At 66.7% G+C, this 20,149-nt stretch carries 20 protein-coding genes and 1 pseudogene; 15 read left to right on the forward strand and 6 right to left on the reverse strand.

Annotated elements, in window-relative coordinates:
- Nucleotides 1-2 precede the first annotated feature (2 nt).
- Genes AC5Y5B_RS20510 through AC5Y5B_RS20545 form a run of 8 tightly spaced genes read left to right on the forward strand, consistent with a single transcriptional unit; the run spans nucleotide 3 to nucleotide 8,822 of the window.
- Nucleotides 3-1,205, forward strand: a complete 1,203-nt coding sequence (locus AC5Y5B_RS20510; RefSeq protein ID WP_112632210.1) for an MCE family protein — start codon at nucleotides 3-5, stop codon at nucleotides 1,203-1,205.
- Nucleotides 1,205-2,257: an MCE family protein gene (locus AC5Y5B_RS20515; protein ID WP_112632211.1), complete on the forward strand. Its 1,053-nt coding sequence runs from the start codon at nucleotides 1,205-1,207 to the stop codon at nucleotides 2,255-2,257. The genes AC5Y5B_RS20510 and AC5Y5B_RS20515 overlap by 1 nt, the downstream gene beginning before the upstream one ends.
- Nucleotides 2,247-3,311 (forward strand): virulence factor Mce family protein, encoded by a 1,065-nt coding sequence (locus tag AC5Y5B_RS20520; RefSeq protein WP_112632212.1) that lies wholly within the window; start codon nucleotides 2,247-2,249, stop codon nucleotides 3,309-3,311. The genes AC5Y5B_RS20515 and AC5Y5B_RS20520 overlap by 11 nt, the downstream gene beginning before the upstream one ends.
- Nucleotides 3,308-4,720, forward strand: a complete 1,413-nt coding sequence (locus AC5Y5B_RS20525) for a virulence factor Mce family protein (protein ID WP_112632213.1) — start codon at nucleotides 3,308-3,310, stop codon at nucleotides 4,718-4,720. Before AC5Y5B_RS20520 ends, AC5Y5B_RS20525 begins: the two co-directional genes overlap by 4 nt.
- Nucleotides 4,721-4,732: 12 nt before the next feature.
- Nucleotides 4,733-5,887, forward strand: coding sequence for an MCE family protein (locus tag AC5Y5B_RS20530; protein ID WP_112632214.1), 1,155 nt, complete (start codon nucleotides 4,733-4,735; stop codon nucleotides 5,885-5,887).
- Nucleotides 5,888-5,899: 12 nt separating this feature from the next.
- Nucleotides 5,900-7,624: a virulence factor Mce family protein gene (locus AC5Y5B_RS20535; protein WP_112632215.1), complete on the forward strand. Its 1,725-nt coding sequence runs from the start codon at nucleotides 5,900-5,902 to the stop codon at nucleotides 7,622-7,624.
- On the forward strand, nucleotides 7,624-8,331 hold the full coding sequence (locus tag AC5Y5B_RS20540) for an Rv1363c family protein (protein WP_112632216.1): 708 nt from the start codon (nucleotides 7,624-7,626) through the stop codon (nucleotides 8,329-8,331). The genes AC5Y5B_RS20535 and AC5Y5B_RS20540 overlap by 1 nt, the downstream gene beginning before the upstream one ends.
- The gene (locus tag AC5Y5B_RS20545) at nucleotides 8,331-8,822 is read left to right on the forward strand and encodes an Rv1363c family protein (protein ID WP_112632217.1); all 492 of its coding nucleotides are present in this window, start codon (nucleotides 8,331-8,333) and stop codon (nucleotides 8,820-8,822) included. Before AC5Y5B_RS20540 ends, AC5Y5B_RS20545 begins: the two co-directional genes overlap by 1 nt.
- 30 nt (nucleotides 8,823-8,852) lie before the next feature.
- Here the strand turns inward: AC5Y5B_RS20545 and AC5Y5B_RS20550 are convergent, their stop codons facing one another.
- The 3 genes from AC5Y5B_RS20550 to AC5Y5B_RS20560 form a co-directional block, all read right to left on the reverse strand.
- Entirely contained in the window at nucleotides 8,853-9,431 is a 579-nt protein-coding gene (locus AC5Y5B_RS20550; RefSeq protein WP_112632218.1) for a hypothetical protein, read from the reverse strand.
- 84 nt (nucleotides 9,432-9,515) lie between these two features.
- Nucleotides 9,516-10,997: an alpha,alpha-trehalose-phosphate synthase (UDP-forming) gene (locus AC5Y5B_RS20555; protein WP_112632219.1), complete on the reverse strand. Its 1,482-nt coding sequence runs from the start codon at nucleotides 10,995-10,997 to the stop codon at nucleotides 9,516-9,518.
- Entirely contained in the window at nucleotides 10,998-11,162 is a 165-nt protein-coding gene (locus AC5Y5B_RS20560) for a hypothetical protein (protein ID WP_112632220.1), read from the reverse strand.
- A gap of 80 nt (nucleotides 11,163-11,242) precedes the next feature.
- Here AC5Y5B_RS20560 and AC5Y5B_RS20565 point away from each other — a divergent pair, with 80 nt between their 5' ends.
- The 5 genes from AC5Y5B_RS20565 (at nucleotide 11,243) to AC5Y5B_RS20585 (ending at nucleotide 15,585) form a co-directional block, all read left to right on the forward strand.
- Nucleotides 11,243-12,007 (forward strand): ABC transporter ATP-binding protein, encoded by a 765-nt coding sequence (locus AC5Y5B_RS20565; protein WP_205869057.1) that lies wholly within the window; start codon nucleotides 11,243-11,245, stop codon nucleotides 12,005-12,007.
- A complete protein-coding gene (locus AC5Y5B_RS20570; protein WP_500006217.1) occupies nucleotides 12,007-12,795 on the forward strand; it encodes an ABC transporter permease in 789 nt (262 codons plus the stop codon). The genes AC5Y5B_RS20565 and AC5Y5B_RS20570 overlap by 1 nt, the downstream gene beginning before the upstream one ends.
- Before the next feature lie 109 nt (nucleotides 12,796-12,904).
- Nucleotides 12,905-13,840 carry an enoyl-CoA hydratase gene (locus AC5Y5B_RS20575; protein ID WP_112632222.1) on the forward strand — a complete coding sequence of 312 codons (936 nt, stop codon included), beginning with the start codon at nucleotides 12,905-12,907 and terminating at the stop codon, nucleotides 13,838-13,840.
- 102 nt (nucleotides 13,841-13,942) lie between these two features.
- Nucleotides 13,943-14,779: an SDR family oxidoreductase gene (locus tag AC5Y5B_RS20580; RefSeq protein ID WP_112632223.1), complete on the forward strand. Its 837-nt coding sequence runs from the start codon at nucleotides 13,943-13,945 to the stop codon at nucleotides 14,777-14,779.
- A 14-nt stretch (nucleotides 14,780-14,793) separates the two neighbouring features.
- Nucleotides 14,794-15,585, forward strand: a complete 792-nt coding sequence (locus tag AC5Y5B_RS20585; protein ID WP_500006218.1) for an SDR family NAD(P)-dependent oxidoreductase — start codon at nucleotides 14,794-14,796, stop codon at nucleotides 15,583-15,585.
- A 68-nt stretch (nucleotides 15,586-15,653) separates the two neighbouring features.
- On the opposite strand, the gene AC5Y5B_RS20590 is transcribed toward AC5Y5B_RS20585, so the two are convergent.
- Both AC5Y5B_RS20590 and AC5Y5B_RS20595 read right to left on the reverse strand, forming a co-directional pair.
- Nucleotides 15,654-17,216 carry an LCP family protein gene (locus AC5Y5B_RS20590; protein ID WP_112632224.1) on the reverse strand — a complete coding sequence of 521 codons (1,563 nt, stop codon included), beginning with the start codon at nucleotides 17,214-17,216 and terminating at the stop codon, nucleotides 15,654-15,656.
- A gap of 346 nt (nucleotides 17,217-17,562) precedes the next feature.
- Nucleotides 17,563-17,835, reverse strand: a complete 273-nt coding sequence (locus AC5Y5B_RS20595; RefSeq protein WP_112632225.1) for a hypothetical protein — start codon at nucleotides 17,833-17,835, stop codon at nucleotides 17,563-17,565.
- Nucleotides 17,836-17,955: 120 nt separating this feature from the next.
- Between AC5Y5B_RS20595 and AC5Y5B_RS20600 the strand changes: the two are divergent.
- Together AC5Y5B_RS20600 and AC5Y5B_RS20605 are read left to right on the forward strand one after the other, a co-directional pair.
- A pseudogene (locus AC5Y5B_RS20600) lies at nucleotides 17,956-18,168 on the forward strand (C4-dicarboxylate ABC transporter); the annotation flags it as partial.
- A 299-nt stretch (nucleotides 18,169-18,467) separates the two neighbouring features.
- Nucleotides 18,468-18,644, forward strand: coding sequence for a hypothetical protein (locus AC5Y5B_RS20605; protein ID WP_165821759.1), 177 nt, complete (start codon nucleotides 18,468-18,470; stop codon nucleotides 18,642-18,644).
- Nucleotides 18,645-18,660: 16 nt separating this feature from the next.
- On the opposite strand, the gene AC5Y5B_RS20610 is transcribed toward AC5Y5B_RS20605, so the two are convergent.
- The gene (locus AC5Y5B_RS20610; protein WP_112632226.1) at nucleotides 18,661-20,145 is read right to left on the reverse strand and encodes an amidase; all 1,485 of its coding nucleotides are present in this window, start codon (nucleotides 20,143-20,145) and stop codon (nucleotides 18,661-18,663) included.
- Nucleotides 20,146-20,149: the final 4 nt, after the last annotated feature.

The following is a 20,149-nucleotide window of genomic DNA, read 5'->3' on the forward strand; positions in this document are numbered from 1 at the left end:
ACATGGCAGAAACAGATACGCGACGAACCACCGTCCGGCTGGCAGCAGCAGTGCTGGCTAGCCTGATGGTGGCTTTCGCCGTGCTGACCTACCTTTCCTACACAGCCGCATTCGCGTCGATCGACACCATCACGGTGTCTGCGCCCCGAGCCGGACTGGTGATGGAGAAGGGCGCCAAGGTCAAGTATCGGGGCATCCAGATCGGCAAGGTCGAAACCATTGACTACTCCGGGGACCAGGCGCGGCTTACGCTCGGAATCAACAGCGACGACCTGCATTTCATTCCATCCAATGCGCCGGTGCACATCGCGGGGAACACCATCTTCGGCGCCAAGGGGGTGGAATTCATTCCGCCACAGGCACCCTCGCCCACGTCGCTGCGCCCGGATGCACATGTCGCGGCCTCTTCAGTGCAGCTAGAAGTCAACACGCTGTTCCAGTCGTTGATGGACCTGCTGCACAAGATCGACCCCGTCGAACTCAACGGGACGCTCAGCGCGTTCGCGGAAGGCCTGCGCGGTCACGGCGACGACCTGGGCGGCATCCTGTCGGGCTTGAACACCCTGACGCGCCAGGTCAATCCGAAGCTGCCCGTCCTGCAGGAGGACTTTCGCAAGGCCGGGGTCGTGGCCAACGTGTACGCCGACGCGGCGCCGGATCTGACCACCATCGTCGACAATCTGCCGACGATCAACAAGACGGTCGTCGATCAGCAGAAGAACCTCAACGACACGCTGTTGGCCACCATCGGCCTGTCGAACAACGCCTATGACTCCCTGGCTCCGGCCGAACAGGACTTCATCGACGCGATCAACCGCTTGCGGGCCCCGCTGAAGGTGGCCGCCGACTATTCGCCGGAATTCGGCTGCCTGTTCAAGGGGGTGGCGCGAGGGGTGAAAGAGTTTGCTCCTTTGATCGGCACGGTGAAGGCCGGCCTGTTCACCTCGTCGCTTTTCATCCTAGGTTCACCGTCGTACACCTATCCGGAATCTCTGCCTATAGTCAACGCCTCCGGAGGTCCCAATTGCCGTGGGCTGCCCGACCTTCCGACAAAGCAGAACGGAGGCTCGTTTTATCGTTCGCCCTTCCTCGTCACCGATAACGCGAACGTTCCGTACGAGCCGTTCACGGAGGTGCAGGTCGACGCGCCGTCGACGCTGCAGTTCTTGTTCCACGGCGCCTTCGCGGAACGGGACGACTTCTGATGGCCGCTGGGAGCATGCCCTCGCACCGCTCTATGATGATCAAGGTCAGCATCTTTGCGGCGGCAATGCTGTTGGTGTCCGCCGCACTGGTGGTGGTCTTCGGCGACTTCCGGCTGGGTCCCGAAAGCACTTATCACGCAACGTTCACCGACGTCTCGAGGTTGAAGTCGGGCCAGAAGGTACGCATCGCCGGCGTGCCGGTCGGTGCGGTTTCCGGCGTCAAGCTCAACCCGGACAACACCATTGACGTGACGTTCGGGATTGACGAGCGCTACACGCTCTATTCGTCCACGCGGGCGGTGATTCGTTACGAAAACCTGGTCGGGGACCGGTATCTGGAGATAACCTCCGGCCCCGGGGAGTTGCGGAAGCTGCCGCCGGGCGCGACCATTAACTCCCAACACACCCAGCCCGCCCTGGACCTTGACGCGCTGCTCGGCGGCCTGCAGCCGGTGCTCAAGGGCCTGGACGCTGACAAGGTCAACACGATCAGCGGCGCCGTCATCCAGTTGCTGCAAGGACAGGGCGGTGCATTGTCCAACGTGCTGGCCGACACCAGTGCGTTTTCATCGGCGCTCGGCCAGCGCGACCAAATCATCGGAGACACAATCGAGAACCTCAACACGGTGCTCAAGACCGTCGATCAGCGCAGCGCCCAGTTCTCGGCTAGTGTCGACCAGTTGCAGCACTTGATCAGCGGGCTGGCTAAGCACAAGGACGACATAGCGGGCGTCATCCCGCCGCTGGCCTCTACAACGACGGACCTGACTGAGCTGCTGCAGAATTCACGTCGTCCGCTGCAGGGCATCCTGGAGAACACCCGGCCACTGGCAACGGAGATCGACAATCGTAAGGCCGAGGTCGACAACGACATAGAGCAGCTGGGCGAGGACTATCTGCGCTTGGCTGCGCTGGGATCCTACGGTTCGTTCTTCAACATCTACTTCTGCTCGGTGACGATCAAGATCAACGGTCCGGCTGGAGGCGACATCTTGATTCCGTTCGGCGGCCCGGTCGACCCCAGCAAGGGGAGGTGCGCTTTTGTCAAGTGAGAGTGAGCGTGTGCGCGATCCGCTGCGTACCGGCGTCTTCGGCGTGGTGCTGGTGGTGTGCATAGTGATGATCGCGTTCGGGTATGCGGCCCTACCATTCTGGCCCCAGGGGAAGATCTACGACGCCTATTTCTCCGACGCCGGTGGCATCAACCCCGGCAACGCGGTCTACGTCTCCGGCTTCAAGGTGGGCAAGGTCACCTCGGTCGGGCTCGCCGGTGACAGCGCCAAGATCACCTTCAGTGTTGATCGCCACGTGGGTGTCGGTGATCAGTCGCTAGCCGCGATCCGCACCGACACGATCCTCGGCGAGCGTTCGATCGCGGTGACCCCAGCGGGCAGCGGCAAGGGGACCACCATCCCGCTCAGCCGCACGACCACGCCGTACACGCTGGCCGGCGCGCTTGAGGACCTGGGTCAAAACGCGGACAACCTGAACAAGCCCCAGTTCGAGCAGGCCTTGAACGTGCTGACCGACACGCTGCACGACGCCACTCCCAAACTGCGAGGTGCGCTCGAGGGTTTGACGACGCTGTCGCGCACCCTGAACCGCCGCGACGACGCGCTGCAAAGCCTACTGGCACACGCGAAGTCGGTGACCGGTGTGCTGGCCCAGCGCGCCGAACAAGTCAACAAGTTGGTGGACGACGGCGATGAACTGTTCGCCGCGCTCGACGAGCGCAGAGCCGCCCTCGGCCGGCTCATCTCGGGGATCCAAGGCCTGTCGGCACAGATCTCCGGCTTCGTCGCCGACAACCGCAAGGAATTCGGCCCGTCGCTCAACAAGCTGAACCTTGTCCTAGACAACCTGAATGAACGCCGCGACTACATTACCGAGGCGTTAAAGCGCCTCCCTGCTTACGCAACGACACTGGGGGAAGTTGTCGGCTCGGGGCCGGGGTTCAACGTAAACGTCTACAGTGTTCTACCCGCACCCCTGGTCGCTACGGTGTTCGACTTTTTCTATCAGCCCGGCAAGCTGCCGGCCAGCCTGGCCGACTATTTGCGCGGCCTCATCCAAGAGCGCTGGATCATTAGGCCGAAGTCGCCATGATGCAGCGTATCTCCGGCAGCCGATGGCTGCGCTACAGCACCGCCATCGCGCTAATCGCGGCGTTGGTGGGTGGCGTGTATGTACTGTCTTCTACCGGCAATTCGCGAAGTATTGCCGGTTACTTCACGTCGGCCGTCGGGCTCTACCCCGGTGACCAGGTCCGCGTGCTTGGAGTGCCGGTCGGCACCATCAGCACGATCGAACCGCGTCCATCCGACGTCAAGATCACGATGGCGGTAAACAAAGAAGTCAAGATCCCGAAGGACGCGAGTGCGATCATTATGTCGCCGAACTTGGTGGCCGCCCGGTTTATTCAGCTCACGCCTGCCTACACCGGCGGGCCGGTGCTGCCCGACGGCGGCAGTATCGGCCTAGGCCGCACCGGCGTTCCGGTGGAATGGGACGAGGTCAAAGAGTCGCTGACTAAGCTGGCCGTGCAGCTCGGCCCCACCACGGGATCGATGCAGGGGCCCCTGGGCCGGGCGATCGACCAAGCCGCGGACACCTTCAACGGCAACGGCGACTCTTTTCACAACGCGTTGCGCGAACTCTCGCAAGCCGCTGGGCGGCTCGGGGATTCGCGGAGCGACATCTTCAACACCGTCAAAAACCTTCAGGTTCTGGTCAGCGCGCTCTCCGCCAGCAACGAACAGATCGTGCAGTTCGCCGGCAACGTCGCCTCCGTCTCCCAGGTGCTCGCCGACAGCTCCCGTCACCTCGACACGACGCTGAGCACACTCAACCAGGCGTTGTCCGACATCCGCGGGTTCTTGCACGAGAACAACTCAACCATCATCGATACGGTCAACAACCTCAACGACTTTGCGAAGACGCTGAGCGACCAGAGTGACAACATCGAGCAGGTGCTGCACGTGGCGGGCCCGGGCATCGCGAACTTCTACAACATCTACGACCCCGCGCAGGGCACGCTTAACGGCCTGCTGTCGATCCCGGAATTCGCCAACCCGGTGCAATTCATCTGCGGCGGGTCGTTCGAAACGGCGGCCGGGCCACGCGCGCCCGACTACTTCCGGCGCGCCGAACTCTGCCGCGAGCGGCTAGGACCGGTGCTGCGCCGACTTACCGTCAATTACCCACCGATCATGTTCCATCCCCTTAACACGATCACCGCCTATAAGGGCCAGATCATCTATGACACTCCGGAGACGAAGGCGAAGTCGCAGACCCCAGTTCCAGATCTCACCTGGATTCCGGCCGGCCATTCTGATACACCGCAACCGCATGACCCCGCGGATCTGCAGGCGCTGCTGGTTCCGCAGGCTCCTCAGACGAGCCAGGCTCCGGGCCCCGCTTTAGGAAATGCCGGCCCCGCCCTTCCGCCAGGGAGTGCCTTCGGGCCGCTTCCCGGACCGCCGCCGAGGCCGGCGTCGCCGCCGCAGGGTAACTAGGGGGGCGGCTAAATGAACCGGATGTGGTTGCGTGCCGGCGGATTGGCGACCGGCAGTATGCTGCTGGCCGGCTGCCAATTCAACGGCTTGAACTCGCTGGCGATGCCGGGCACCGCTGGGCATGGTGATGGCGCGTACTCGATCACCGTCGATCTGCCCGACGTGGCAACGCTGCCGCAGAACTCGCCGGTCATGGTCGACGACGTCACCGTCGGCAGTGTCTCCGGGATCCAGGGCGTGCAACGCCCGGACGGGTCCTTCTACGCGGCAGTGAAATTGGCGTTGGACAAGAACGTCGTGCTGCCGGCCAACTCGACGGTGACAATCGCGCAGACGTCGCTGTTGGGTTCGATGCACGTCGACCTGGCGCGCCCGAAGGACAAGCCGGCCGTCGGTCGGCTAAAGGACGGATCGAAGATCTCCGAGTCCAACACCGGTCGCTATCCCACCACCGAGGAGGTGTTGTCAGCCTTGGGTGTGGTGGTGAACAAGGGCAATGTCGGCGCCCTGGAAGAGATCACCGACGAGACCTATCAGGCGGTCGTGGGCCGGCAGAACCAATTCGTCGACCTGGTGCCCCGACTGGCTGAACTGACCGCTGGGCTCAACCGGCAGGTCAATGACATCATCAACGCGGTCGACGGCCTGAACCGATTCTCGGCGAGCCTAGCGCACGATAAAGACAACCTGGGGCGCGCGCTAGACACCCTGCCCGAAGCGATTCAGGTCCTAAATAAGAATCGCGAGCACATTGTCGAGGCGTTCGCCGCGCTTAAGAAGCTGGCTACGGTTACGTCGCGAGTGTTAGCGAAAACTAAGGTCGATTTTGCTGAGGATCTCAAGGGCCTCTATTCGGTCGTCAAGGCGCTTAACGACAACCGAAATGAATTCATCACGTCGCTGCAATTACTGCTCACCTTCCCGTTCCCGAACTTTGGTATCAAGCAATCCGTACGAGGCGATTACCTGAACGTGTTCACCACCTATGACCTCACGTTGCGGCGGATTGGAGAGACGTTCTTCACCACCGCGTATTTCGACCCGAACATGGCCCACATGAACGAGATCGTCAATCCGCCGGACTTCTTGACCGGCGAACTGGCCAACCTGTCCGGACAGGCGGCGGATCCATTCAAGATTCCGCCCGGCACGGCTTCGGGACAGTAGGGGCGGGCACAGATGCATGACAGGCTGACCAAGATCCAGTTGGCGATCTTCGCCGCCATCACGGTCATCACGCTCACCGTGATGGGGGTGTTCTACCTACGACTGCCGTCAACCTACGGGCTCGGAACGTACGCGGGCACAGCCGATTTCGTCGCCGGTGGCGGCCTGTACAAGAACGCCAACGTCACCTATCGCGGGGTCGCCGTCGGCCGGGTGGAGTCGGTGGGCCTCAACCCCAATGGCGTCACTGCCCGGATGCGGCTTAACAGTGGGACGCCCATCCCGTCGAATGTCACCGCCACCGTCAAGAGCGTATCGGCTGTGGGGGAGCAATACATCGATCTGGTGCCACCGGATACACCGGCAATGATCAAGCTGCGCAACGGGTTTCGCATCGATCGGCAGAACACCCGGATCGGCCAAGACGTCGCCGACCTGCTGAAGCGCGCGGAGGCGCTGACCAACAGCCTGGGCGACACCCGGCTGCGCCAACTGCTGCACGAGACGTTCATCGCGACCAACGGGTCGGGACCCGAGCTGGCCCGGTTGTTCGAGTCTGCCCGACTGTTGGTGGACGAGGCCAACGCCAACTATCCGCAAGCCGCGCAGTTGATCGACCAGGCCGGCCCGTTCCTGCAAGCGCAGATCCTCGCCGGCGCCGACATCAAGTCGCTGTCCGACGGGCTGGCGCGGTTCACCTCGGAGGTGCGGGAGGCCGACCCGGAGCTGCGTTCGACGCTGGCGACTGCACCGGGGGCGACCGACGAGGCCAGCACGGCGTTCTCCGGTATCCGGCCGTCCTTCCCCGCGCTGGCGGCCAGCCTGGCCAACCTGGGCCGGGTGGGCGTCATCTACCACAAGTCGATCGAGCAACTGCTGGTCGTGTTGCCCGCGCTGTTCGCCGCCATTATCACCTCAGCCGGAGGGGTGCCGCAGGACGAGGGCGCCAAGCTGGACTTCAAGCTCGACCTCAACGACCCGCCGCCGTGCGCCGTCGGCTTCCTGCCACCGCCGTTGATGCGCACCCCGGCCGACGAGACGGTGCGCGAGCTGCCGAAGGACATGTACTGCAAGACCGCGCAAAACGATCCCAGTACCGTGCGCGGCGCCCGCAACTACCCGTGCCAGGAATTCCCCGGAAAACGCGCCCCGACCATCCAGCTGTGTCGCGACCCGAAGGGCTACGTGCCGATCGGCCGCAACCCGTGGCGCGGTCCGCCGGTGCCGTACGACACGCCGGTGACCAACGGCCTGAACGTGTTGCCGCCCAACAAGTTCCCGTATATCCCGCCGGGCGCTGAGCCCGATCCGGGCACGCCCATCGTCGGGCCACCGCCGCCGGGTGTGGCACCCGGCCCGGGTCCGTTGCCCAACAAGCAGCCGGCCTTCGATCCGCCGCCGCCCAACGACAACGGGCCGCCACCGCCCTTCACCTCCTGGCAGCCGCCCGGGGTCCCGCCCGTGCCGCCGCAGCTTCCGTACCCGAAGTGGCTGCCCCCGCCGGCCCCGCCGGAGGGCATCAACCCGCCGCCGGCGGGCCCGGGCCCGGAGAAGCCGTGGGGGCCGCCGCCCGGCGGACAACCCCAGGCCAGCGGCCCGGCTTACGCCACCTACGACGACAAGACCGGCGCGTTTGTCGATCCGGCCGGTGGCACTGGTATCTTCGCGGCCGGCGCCACTGGCACCTCCGGCGCCGAGAACTGGGTGGACCTCATGCTTGATCCAAGGCCGATGTGATGGACACTGCCGTGGCAGACGAACAAACGAACAGACCACGCGTGCGCCGTCGGGCCTCCCGCGCGGCGGGTCCGGCCAAGGGCGAGTCCGCCCAGGACGTCACTGTCCGGACCGACGTTGCGCCCGCGCCGAAGCCGCCGCCCAAACCGGTCAAGGCCCTCAAGTCCATCAAGCCGCCGCCGCGACGGCAGCCGCACCGCGCCCTGGTGGGGTGGATCTCGTTCGCGGCCGCACTGCTCGCAGTCGGGGCGCTGGTCGGTTGCGTGGCGGCGCTGTTGGTTCAGCAGCGCCACGCCACCTCGGCGCAGGCGCGCGATCAGCGTTTCGTCGACACCGCCACCCAGACGGTGGTCAACATGTTCAGCTACAAGCAGGACAACATCGACGAAAGCGTGAACCGGTTCATCAACGGCACCAGCGGCCCGTTGCGCGGCATGCTCGGTGCCAACAACAACGCCGAGAATCTCAAGGCCCTCTTTCGCTCCACCAATGCGACGTCGGAGGCCGTCATCAACGGCGCCGCATTGGAAGGCGTTGACGCCGTTACCAATAACGCATCTGTCCTGGTGTCGGTGCGCGTCACGGTCGCCGACATCGATGGCGTCAACAAGCCGTCCATGCCCTACCGGCTGCGTGTGATCGTCCACGAAGACGACGCCGGCAAGATGAGCGGCTACGACCTGAAGTATCCCGACGGGGGCAATTGATGCGATGGCGCCGTTGGCTGCTGGTCGTCGCGGGTTACCTCCTGGCCGTGGCGTTCGTCGGGCTGTCCGCGGTGGCCGGCTGGATGTACTGGGACAGGGTGCAGACACGCGGCGAGCAGGCGGCGCGGGCGGTGTTGCCCGGCCTGGCCGCCAAGGAGATTCCGGAGGTCTTCGCCTATGACTACCAAACCGTCGAACGGAGCCTGTCGGCGGCGTATCCGCTGCTGACCCCGGACTATCGCGCGGAGTTCCAGAAGAGCGCCAACAACCAGATCATCCCCGAGGCCAAGAAGCGCGAAGTGGTGGTGCAGGCCAATGTCGTTGGCGTGGGGGTGATGTCGGCCAAACGGGAATCTGCATCGGTGATGGTTTTCATGAACCGCACGGTGACCGACAAGTCACGCCAGCCGTTGTATGACGGCAGCCGGTTGCGGGTCGACTTCAAGAAAGTCGGCAAGCAGTGGCTGATCGCCTACATCACGCCCATCTAGCCGATCTAGCCGCGCCGCAATCGATCGACGTCAGTAGCACATCGCAATGCCGTTGCAGTACAAAGGGTAACGCTGCACCGGACTGGGTGGCGGGCCGATCAGCGACAGCGAGAACGGCTGCTTCTTCATCTCCGGCTGCAGGCCGCACACCGGCCCATGCATGGTGGTGTGGGTGCCGCTCATCGTCTCGTCGCTGAATGCGAAGGTTTCGGTGGTGGGTCCGGTGCCGCCACCACGGCATGCCACACCGTCGGGCTTGTCGACCTTGAAAGTCCATAGCATGCTGGACATCCGGGCCCGGCCGCTGAAGTTCTGCTGCTTGTCCACGGCGCTGATCTGCTCGGGCGTCGAACTCACGATGTTCAGCGCACAGTTCATCGCGAACACGATCGGATCGTTATAGTCGTTCATGTTCCGGGTGCCCGAGGGCTGATCACAGAGCGCCGAGATGGTCCAGGTAACCCCGGACACGCCCGCCTCATTGAAGTTGTAAGTGCCGTCAGCCGGTGGTCCGATCGCCTTGGCCGGTTCACCGGACTGCAGTGCGATTCCCACCGCGACTGCCGTGAAGATGCCGGCACCGGCGGCTATGCCGTGACGGAGCTTCATGCGATGCCCCTCCTTCGCGTGCGAACCTGCACCTGAGTATCACAGCGTTCGGGCGTCAACACCACAAGGTTTGGCGGATGCGCGCTAATCGGCGCCGCCGGGCCGTGATTCGGCGAGCGCATCGAGGAACGACCTTGCCCACCTGTCGACGTCGTGAGCCAATACCTGGCGGCGCAGTGACCGCATCCGGCGGCGTCCCTCTTCGTCGGATTGGTTGAGCGCGGCCTCGATCGAATCCTTGACGCCTTCGAGGTCGTGCGGATTGACCAGATACGCCTGGCGCAGTTCGGCGGCGGCGCCGGTGAATTCGGAAAGCACGAGCGCGCCACCGAGATCGCTGCGGCAGGCGACGTACTCCTTGGCGACCAAGTTCATCCCGTCGCGCAGCGGAGTGACCAGCATGACGTCGGCGGCCACGAAGAACGCGATGAGTTCATCGCGGGGGACCGGCCGGTGCAGGTAATGCACCACGGGATGCCCGACTTCGCCGTACTCGCCGTTGATGTGGCCGACCTGGCGTTCGATGTCGTTGCGCAACTGCTGGTAGCTGTCCACCCGTTCGCGGCTCGGTGTCGCCAGCTGGACGAGCACGGTGTCGTCGCGCTTGGCGCGGCCCTCCGCGAGCAGCTCCGAGAAGGCTTTCAGGCGAACGTCGATGCCCTTGGTGTAGTCGAGCCGGTCGACGCCCAGCAGCACCTTGCGCGGGTTACCCAGCTCCGCCCGGAGCTCGCGGGCGCGGTGCTTGATGTCGCGGTGGCGGGCCGCCTGGTCCAGCGCGGTGGAGTCGATGGAGATGGGGAAGGCGCCCACCCGAACGACGCGGGAGTCCAGTTCGACCTCCCCGTAGCGCGACCGCACCCCGACCGCCCCGCGCGAGGTGTTGGCACCGATCAGCCGCCGGGCCAGGAACAGGAAGTTCTGCGCGCCGCCGGCCAGATGGAACCCGACCAGGTCGGCGCCGAGCAGACCCTCGACGATCTCGGTTCGCCACGGCATCTGCATGAACAGCTCGACCGGCGGAAAGGGGATGTGCAGGAAGAAGCCGATGATCAGGTCGGGCCGCAGTTCGCGCAGCATCTTGGGCACGAGCTGCAACTGGTAGTCCTGCACCCAGACCGTCGCGCCTTTTGCGGCGGCGCGGGAGGTGGCTTCGGCGAAGCGGCGATTGACGTCGACGTAGCGGTCCCACCATTCGCGGTGGTACATCGGTTTGACGATGACGTCGTGATACAGCGGCCACAGCGTGGCGTTCGAGAACCCCTCGTAGTATTCGGCGACATCGTCGGCGCTCAGCCTGACCGGCCGGAGCTCCAGGTCCTCCTGGACGATCGGTTCGTCATCGTGATCGGTGTCCTCCTCAACGACCCCGGCCCAGCCGACCCACGCCCCGCGCCGGCGGCGCAGCAGCGGCTCGAGGGCGGTGACCAATCCTCCGGGGCTGCGTTTCCACGCCGTGGTGCCGTCGGGAAGCCGCTCCTGGTCCACCGGCAGCCGGTTGGCGACTACGACGAAGTCGGAGTTCCCATACTTGGCCGCCTTCGAGCTTCGCCCACCCCCGGGAGACATTTATGCGTCGAGTTTCGAAGGTCCAATACCCAGCATGGACAGGAACACCCGGCACTCGTCGGCGTCGGTGGCGTAGGCCGCGACGACCCGCCTGGCCTGGCTCGCCGTGCTGTCGGCCACCGGTTCGACGTCGCCGATTTCGCCAGGATCAGATTTTGTAGGCATGACTTAACTGTAGGCGACGCCGCCGACCGGTCGCAGCCCGTCTCACCAGCTACCGGCCTCCGGCGGGGTTTATGGGTGGTTTGCAGGGGTTCGCCGCGCCGCTCGCGAAGACGCGATCGGCGGCCGCCGCGGTGATGCAGGATAAGCGGGTGGCCGATCAGGACGCCGATAACGGCGTGGTGTTCGAGTTCCTCGACGTGACCGTCGAACGCCAAGGCGTGCGCGCCCTCAACGGGCTGACCGCCGCCATCCCGGCTCACGGCGTGACGGCAGTGTTCGGGCCGTCCGGCTCGGGAAAATCGACCCTGCTGCGGCTGTGCAACCGGCTGGAGCTGCCGACCAGCGGGCGGGTGTCGTTCTACGGCTCGGACATCGCCGGGCTCGACCCGCTGTGGCTGCGGCGCCGGGTGGGCATGTGCTTCCAGCGTCCGACGCCGTTTCCGGGCACCGTCGCCGACAACCTGCGGGCCGCGGACCCGGACGCGCCCGACGCGCGGATGCGCGAGACGCTCGCCCGGGTCGCGCTGACCGGATCGTGGTTGGACCGCGACGTCGCCGGGCTCTCAGGCGGCGAGGCGCAACGCGTGTGCCTGGCCCGCACCTTGATGGCCCGGCCGCAGGTGCTGCTGCTGGACGAACCCACCTCCGCCGTCGACACCGAGGCGGCCGAAGTCATCGAGCGCGCGGTGCGTGAACTGGCCGCCGACGGCACCCCGGCCCTGTGGGTGACCCATAACTCGGCGCAGGTGGCCAGGGCCGCCGACCGGGTCCTGCGCCTGGAGTGCGGTCGCAGCCTCGGCCTGGGTCCGGTCGCCTCCCGGCCCGGCGACGGCTCGGTGGCGTGATGAACGGTCAAGTCGGCTGGCTGGGCCTGGCGACCTCGCTGATCCTGGTGGCCTTCGCGGCCGGGATCTCGCTGTGGCGGCGGCTGGGTTTGGAGCGGCAGCTGGTGTGGGCCGCGGCGCGCGCGCTGGTGCAGCTGCTGCTCGTCGGCGGGGCGCTGACGCTGCTGTTCGAACCGGGCCGGTCGCTGTGGTGGTCGTGGGCGTGGGTCGCCGGGATGGTGGCCTACGCCGGGGATGTCGCCCGGCGCAGGGCGCCCGAGGTGCCGCGGTTCGCGCCGCTGGCCGTGGCCGCGTTCGCCGGCGCGGCGGTGGTGACGCTGGGGGTGATCTTCGGACTGCGGGTGTTCCCGCTGCAGGGGCGCACGCTGGTGCCGGTCGCCGGGATGATGATCGGCAACTCGATGACCGCCATGGTGCTGGTGGCGCGCCGGCTCGTCGACGAGCTGCGCGACAAACGCGACGAGGTCGAGGCCCGCCTCGCGCTGGGCCAACCCTCCGGGCAGGCCGCGTCGCCCTATCTGCGAATCGCCTTGCGCTCGGCCATATCTCCGCAGATCGAAACGACCAAAGCCACCGGTCTGGTGTTCCTGCCGGGCGCAATGACCGGCCTCATCCTGGCCGGGGTGCCGCCGCTGCAGGCGGTGTTGGTGCAGGCCGTGGTGATGTTCTTGATCCTGGGGTCGGTCGCGGCCACCACCGTGGTCGTCGCGATGGGCATCGTGCGGCTGGTGTTCACGCGCGACCACCGGCTGCTGCCGCTGGGCCGGCGGCCCGAGACCTCGGGGTAGGACCGCGGTCCGCGCGTGGCCGGCGGCGGATCACCCCAGCGGGGGCCCGGTTACACAATGGCCGTAATGTGTAAACAAGTCGAAGCGGACAACAAGCGAGGTGGGCGGAATGACTCTCTCCGAGCAAGCCGGCGCGCAGGCGGCCAACGCCGGCGCCGAGGAGCTGGTGGCCTACGAAACTCTCGACGATGGTCTCATCGCCCGAATCTGGCTCAACCGGCCCGACGCGCACAACGCGCAGAGCCGCGGCCTGCTGGTTCAGCTCGACGAGGCGTTCGGCCGCGCCGAGGCCGACGACGCCGTGCGGGTGGTGATTCTGGCCGCGCGCGGCAAGAATTTCTCCGCCGGCCACGACCTCGGCTCTGAGTTGGCGCTCGCCGAGCGGGCGCCCGGGGCGGGACAGCATCCGACGTTCCGCATCAACGGCGCGACCCGCGACCCGGTGGCGGAGAAGACGTATCTGCAGGAGTGGCACTACTTCTTCCAAAACACTTGCCGCTGGCGCGATCTGCGCAAGATCACCATCGCCCAGGTGCAGGGGAACGCGATCTCGGCCGGCCTGATGCTGATCTGGGCGTGCGACCTGATCGTCGCCGCCGACAACGCGAAGTTCAGCGACGTGGTCGGTGTCCGGATGGGCATGCCGGGCGTCGAATATTACGCCCACCCTTGGGAATTCGGCCCCCGCAAGGCCAAAGAGCTGCTGCTGACCGGTGATGCGCTGGATGCCGACGAGGCCTACCGCCTGGGTATGGTGTCCAAGGTCTTCCCCGTCGACGAATTAGCCGACAAGACAGTGGAATTCGCGCGACGCATCGCCGAGCGGCCCACGATGGCCGCCCTGCTGATCAAGGATTCGGTGAACGCCGCCTCCGACGCGATGGGCTTCACCGAGGCGCTGCGGCACGCGTTCCACATTCACGAACTGGGCCACGCGCACTGGGCGGCACACAACGAGAACAGGTATCCCGTCGGGCTGCCGCCCGACGTCGAGGACTGGCGCAACGCCAAGCCGACCAAATTGGCCCGCCGCGACATCCCGTAGCGTCGCGCGCCGAAGGCCCTAACGAGACCGGGGGTAGCGATATTCGCCCCGAGGGGACATGCTTCTATAGCTAGAACCTGTTCCAGTTTGAGAGGGCCTCGCGTGCAGCTATCTTTCGAAGACCGGACCTATCTGATCACCGGCGGCGGCAGCGGAATCGGCAAGGGCGTGGCCGCCGGCCTGGTCTCGGCCGGGGCCTCCGTCATGATCGTCGGCCGCAACCCGGACCGGCTGGCGGGCGCCGTCGAGGAAATCGAGCCGCTGGCCGCCAACGGCGGCGCGATCCGCTACGAGCCCACGGACGTCACCAACGAGGACGAGGTGGCCCGCGCGGTCGACGCCGCGACGGCGTGGCACGGCCGGCTGCACGGGGCGGTGCACTGCGCCGGTGGCTCGCTGACCGTCGGGCCGATCACCCATACCGACTCGGAGGCATGGCGAAACACCGTCGACCTCAACATCAACGGCACCATGTACGTGCTCAAGCACGTCGGGCGCGAATTGGTGCGGGGCGGTGGCGGGTCGTTCATCGGGATCTCCTCGATCGCGGCCAGCAACACCCACCGGTGGTTCGGCCCGTACGGCGTCACCAAGTCAGCCATCGACCACATGATGATGCTGGCAGCCGACGAACTCGGGGAGTCGTGGGTGCGGGTCAACAGCATCCGCCCCGGCCTGATTCGCACCGATCTCGTTGACGCAAGCGTGATTCAGTCGCCCGAGATCAGCGCGGACTACGCGCTGTGCACGCCGCTGCCCCGGGTGGGTGAGGTCGAGGACGTCGCGAATTTGGCGATGTTCCTGCTCAGCGACGCGGCCGCCTGGATCACCGGCCAGTGCATCAACGTCGACGGCGGCCACATCTTGCGCCGCGGACCCGACTACTCCTCGATGATGGTGCAGATGTTCGGCCAGGACGCCCTGCGCGGAGTGGTATGAGCCGGGAGGAACACATGAAAAGGCTTGAAGGCAAAAGGATTTTGGTGACCGGCGCGGCGTCGGGCATCGGTCAGGCCACCGCGCTGCGCTTGCTGGACGAGGGCGCCGCCGTCGCGGCCTCCGACATCGCCGCCGACGGCCTGGACACCACCCGGGCGCGGGCTGACGAGGCCGGCACCGCCGACCGGCTCACCACCGTGCCGATGGATGTCGGCAGCGAGGATTCGGTGATCGACGGAGTGCGCGTGGCCGTCGAGCAGTTGGGTGGGCTCGACTCGCTCGTCAACGCCGCCGGCATCCTGCGCGCCGCGCACACCCACGAGACCAGCCTCGAGCTGTGGAATCGGATCGTCGGTGTGAACCTGACCGGGACCTTCCTGGTGGTCCGGGAGGCGCTTGCGTCCCTGTTGAAGAACTCGCGCAGCGCGGTCGTGAACTTCAGCTCCACGTCGGCCTCGTTCGCCCACCCCTATATGGCCGCCTACGCCGCGAGCAAGGGCGGCATTCAGGCCTTCACCCACTCGCTGGCGCTCGAATACGCCAAGGACGGCCTGCGCGCGGTGTGCGTGGCGCCGGGCAGTATCAAGTCCGGAATCACCGACGCGACGGGCGGATACATTCCCAAAGACGCTGACTGGTCACTGTTTTCGAGGCTGATGCCGGTGCTGCCCACCGCCGTCGAATCCAGCGGTACCGGGATGGCCGAGCCCACCGCCGTCGCCGGGGTGATCGCCATGCTGGTGTCCGACGAGGGGGCGTTCATCACCGGGACCGAGATCCGCATCGACGGTGGCACCCACGCTTGATGGCGGCGACCCTGCACCCGGCTCCGCCGCGTTTGCGATCACCGCGCTGCCTGACGACTGGTTGACGGCTAGTTGACGCAGGGCACGCCGCCGCCGTCGATCGGCTTGCCCTGATCGGGCGTCGGGTACGTCGTGGTCGTGCCGTTGTAGTAGTAACTCTTGGCCTTGGTCGACGTGGTGGTGGAGCTGGTGCTCGTGCTGTCGTCCATCTGCGTCTCGTCGGCTGTGGGCATCGAGAAATTGGTGTCCACGGTGAGGCGGATGTGTCCGGGCTGCACGGTGGAGCTGGGCTGCTTGGGTGCGTCCACGCCGAGCAGGTTGGCCAGATTGAGCGCATCGGTTTGTGCGCCGGCGCCGTACTCGAGGGTCGTGGAGGTCGGGTCGCCGGTTTCGCGGTCGCGGACCTGGCCCGGGGTGTAGCCCTTCTTTTTCAGGGCGCGGGACACCTCGGTGGCCAGACCGCTCATGCTGCCGGCGTTGACCACGTCGACGACCGTGCCCGGATCGGGCTTCACGGCGGTGGTGGTCGGCGCGGTCGTCGTCGTGTCGGCGCCGATCGCCGCCGCCACCTCGGCCTTGATCGCCGCCGGGTCGACGATGTTGACGTCCTGGCCGTCGATGGTGTCGTAGCGCACCACCGGCAGCGTCCGGAACTCGACGTTGCCGCCGGCCAGCCCGCCCAGGCGCTGGATCATGTCGTCGTTCCACCCCGCCGAGAGCACCACGTCCTTGCGCGCGACGGCCATCAGGTTCTTGAGCTTGTCGATGTTGGTGAAGGTGCCCGAGGCCTGCAGCTCCTGCATGACCGCCGAGATGAACGCCTGCTGCCGGTGGGTGCGGTCCAGGTCCCCGTTTTCCAGGCCGTGCCGTTGCCGGACGAACGACAGCGCCTCGGAGGCGTCCAGCCGCTGCCGCCCCGCCGGGAAGTCGGCGCCGGAATAGGAGTCGTAGACCGGATGGTTCAGGCACACGTCGACGCCGCCGAGGGTCTGCGCCAGGTCGTAGAACCCGGCGAGGTTGACCTCGGCGAAGTAGTCGATGGGGACACCGGTCAGGCTTCGCACCGCGCGCAGCGTCGCCGCCCGCCCGGCTTCGCGGCCCTTGGTCTCGAGCTCCTTCTGGGTGGCGTTGCCCTGGTTGGCCAGCTTCTGGGCGACGTACTGCTTGGTCAGCCCGTACGCCTCTTTGATCTTGATGTGGTTGTATCCCGGCACCCCGGTGAAGGGCACCCAATCGTCGCGCGGGATCGAGAAGGCGACGACTTTGTTGTCGGCGCTGACGTGCACCAGGATCATCGTGTTGGTGTTGTAGCCGCCGTCGTCGGAGTCGCCGGCGTGCAGGTGCTTCAGGATCGAGTTGGGCAGGTCGTTGCCGTCCTGGTCTTTACGCGAGTCCAGCCCGATCAGCAGGATGTTCATGTTGTCGCCGGTAGACCGCGGGTCGTCGGGCTGCAGGGCGTTCGACACCGTGATGCCACCCAGCGCGCCGTGCGCCACGTAATACCCGGCCCCGGTCAGCCCCACGGCCGCCACGGAGACCAGCGCGCCCAGGGTGCGCGTCAGCCCTTTGCGGAGACGGGAGGGTTGACGGACGGCTCGATGACGGCGATGCGCGCCGCCCGAGCGGGCCATCACAAACCTCTGCCCACGCCCAGCACATCACCCGGCACCGCAACGGTGCTTTGCGGCGATGTCGCTTCAAGCATGGTGACAAGTATGCGGTAGCTTGCTGTGAAGCCCCCAATCGAGAGCACCCGTCACAGGGTCGGTGGGACCGCGTCCGCCGACCCGGGCGGAGGCGTTTCGCCGCCGCTATCCTCGCCCTACCAGCGCGTTTTGCCCCGCCGCGGGCGCCACGGTCTCCGGACGGTCTCGGGCCGGCCACGCCGCGGCGGGGATCGAGCCGAAGTTGTTACCGGCCGGATACGGGCCGGCGGACCACTCTCGCATCGGACCGCCCAGCAAACGCGCGCGCCGGCTATCGGGCTTTGACCAGGTCCTCCCCCGAGGAGTAGAAGAGCCTGACGTTGGCGCCGGTGACGACCTCGGCGAGGTAGACCGCGACGGGTTCGACCTCGTAATAGAAGTGGACGTTGCCGGCGTTATCCACCGCCGACGCACACGAAAGGCCCGGTGCACCGCAGCGTTGCTTGATGGGTACCGCGAGGACGGCAAGCAGCACGACGACGGCAACGGCGACGACCAGCGGCGCCCTGGTGACCGCCGACCCCCGTTGCGCCGGATTGACCACTGTTGGAGTGTATGCGGGCGATCCAGCGGCTTGCTCGCGCGGCTTGCTCGGGCCTCGCAGTAGGGTTTTTCAGCTGTGGCCATCGCGAACCCGCGCGACGCATCCTCGGCGCACACCCGGGTCGGGACCTTCGTGACCGGGACCTCCCAGCTCACCGGGCACACGCACCTACCCGCATTCCGAGTGGCCGCGGTCGTCGCCTATGCGGGTCTGCTGTTCACGTGGCTGCTGGTGACGGCCCGCACGGCGCGCGGAAGCCTGGGCGGCACCCCGCTCAGGGTGGCGCCCAGCTCCGCGCCGATCACGGCGCATAAGGACTCGGTCCGCCGCTAGCGACGCCGCGATCGATCCGGTATCGGCGCGGGCGTTTGGCTGCCCGGGCACGGCGGGTACGCGGCCTTGAGCCGAGCAAAGGACTGAGCATGATCGACACACGCCTCAGGCCCGTTTCGGCGGAGCGGCCGGAGAATTCCGAGCCCGTGCAGCCGGGGACCCCCGGCGAGACGCCTGAGCGGCTCACGCCGACGGAAACGCCCGAACGGCTCACGCCGGACGAGCCGCCCGAGCGCTTGACTCCACCGGAACCCCCCGAGCGTCAGGCGCCGGAATAACGAACAGGATTGGAGACAGACATGCGCGCCGAGGAAGGCGACGAATCAGTCAAGGACTATGCGAACGAGGGTCGAGAAGCGTTGGGCCGCATCAAGGCTTCGCAGCACGCGGGTGGTCGCCTCGGCGACATCGCCCGGCGCTTCGCCAGCCTGTGGCGAGGCCACCGGAACCCCGAAGAAGGCGGTCCCGCCGCGTAACCGCTTCCACTGCAAGCTAACTCGGTGCCGGATGCCGGTGGGACCAGGGTCGCGCCTCTTCCAGTTGCGCCGCCAGGCGCAGCAGGTCGCCGTCTGACCCGATCGTCCCGACGAACTGCACGCCCAGCGGGAGTCCGGCATCGGTCCAGTGCAGCGGCACGCTGATCGCGGGGCGGCCGGTGAGGTTGGCGAGCTGTGTGTAGGGCACCCACCCCAAACTCTCCTGGATGAGGTCGTCGAGAATTCCGCTGAGCCCCATCAGCTTTCCGGCCCGCACCCTGCTGACCAGCCGGGCCACCCGCTGTAGCACGGGCGACGTCGTCGTGGCCCCGACCGCCAGCGGCGGGGTGGCCAGGGTAGGCGTCAGAAAGAAGTCGTAGCTCGCGTGGAACGCCGCCAAGGACTGGACGTATTCGTTCCTGTTTTCCAGCGCGGACATCACCGGCAGCACGCCGCCGGACCGCCCAAGCTCGGCGATGGCCAAGGTGTCGGCCTCAAAGTCGTTGTCGCGGGCGCCGGTTCGCCTCTTGATGTCCGCGACTTGCTGGTAGAGCTGGGCGAACCAGATGGTCAAGAAGTCGCGACCCAGGGCGGCGTCGTCGTAGGGGGGCGTCACCTCGTCGACCTGATGGCCCAGCTCCTCCAGGAGGGCCGCCGTCTTTTCGAGCGCGGCGACCGCCTCGCGGTGCGGTCGCGCGTTGATGGCCGACCGCGCCGAGTACCCGATCTTCAGGGTGTCCGGCCGGTGCTTGATTTGCTCCCCAAAAGGGTTGTCGGGCAACGCTGCTCGGTACGCCGCGCTCGGATCGGGCCCGACGATCGCGTCGAGCAGCGCCGCGCTGTCGCGCACGGTGCGCGACACCACTCCCTGGGTCGCCATGCCCAGCATCAGCTCGCCGGTCTGGGGTCCGTAGGGCGCCAAGCCCCGGCTGGGCTTGAGGCCCACCAGCCCGTTGCACGCCGCGGGAATGCGGATCGACCCGCCGCCGTCGTTGGCGCCCGCCGCCGGCACGATGCCGGCCGCCACGGCGGCCCCGGATCCGCCCGACGAGCCGCCGGGCGTATGGCCGGTGTCCCACGGGTTGCGGGCCGGGCCCCAGTAGTCGGGTTCGGTCACGCCCTTGGCGCCGAACTCCGGGGTATTGGTCTTGCCGAAGATCACCAGGCCCGCGTCGAGGAACCGCTGGGTGACCAGGGCGTGCCGGTCGGCCACGTCATGGGCCAGCGAGCGGGACCCGCACGAGGTCGCGAAGCCGCGGTATTCCTGGCCGAGGTCCTTGATCAGGAAAGGCACGCCGGCGAACGGCCCGCTGAGTCCGGGGTCGGCGGCCTGCCGGTCGGCGACGTCGTCGAGGCGGCAGACGATGGCGTTGAGCCGCGGATTCACCGCGTCCGCCCGCTGTCGCGCCAGCGCGAGGAGTTCGGCGGGAGTGACCTGCTTGCGCGCGACCAGCTCGGCCAGCGCGGTCGCATCCAGCGCCATGTACTCGTCAAGATGCATGCGC

It is taken from the genome of Mycobacterium sp. NGS33 (assembly GCF_059812885.1).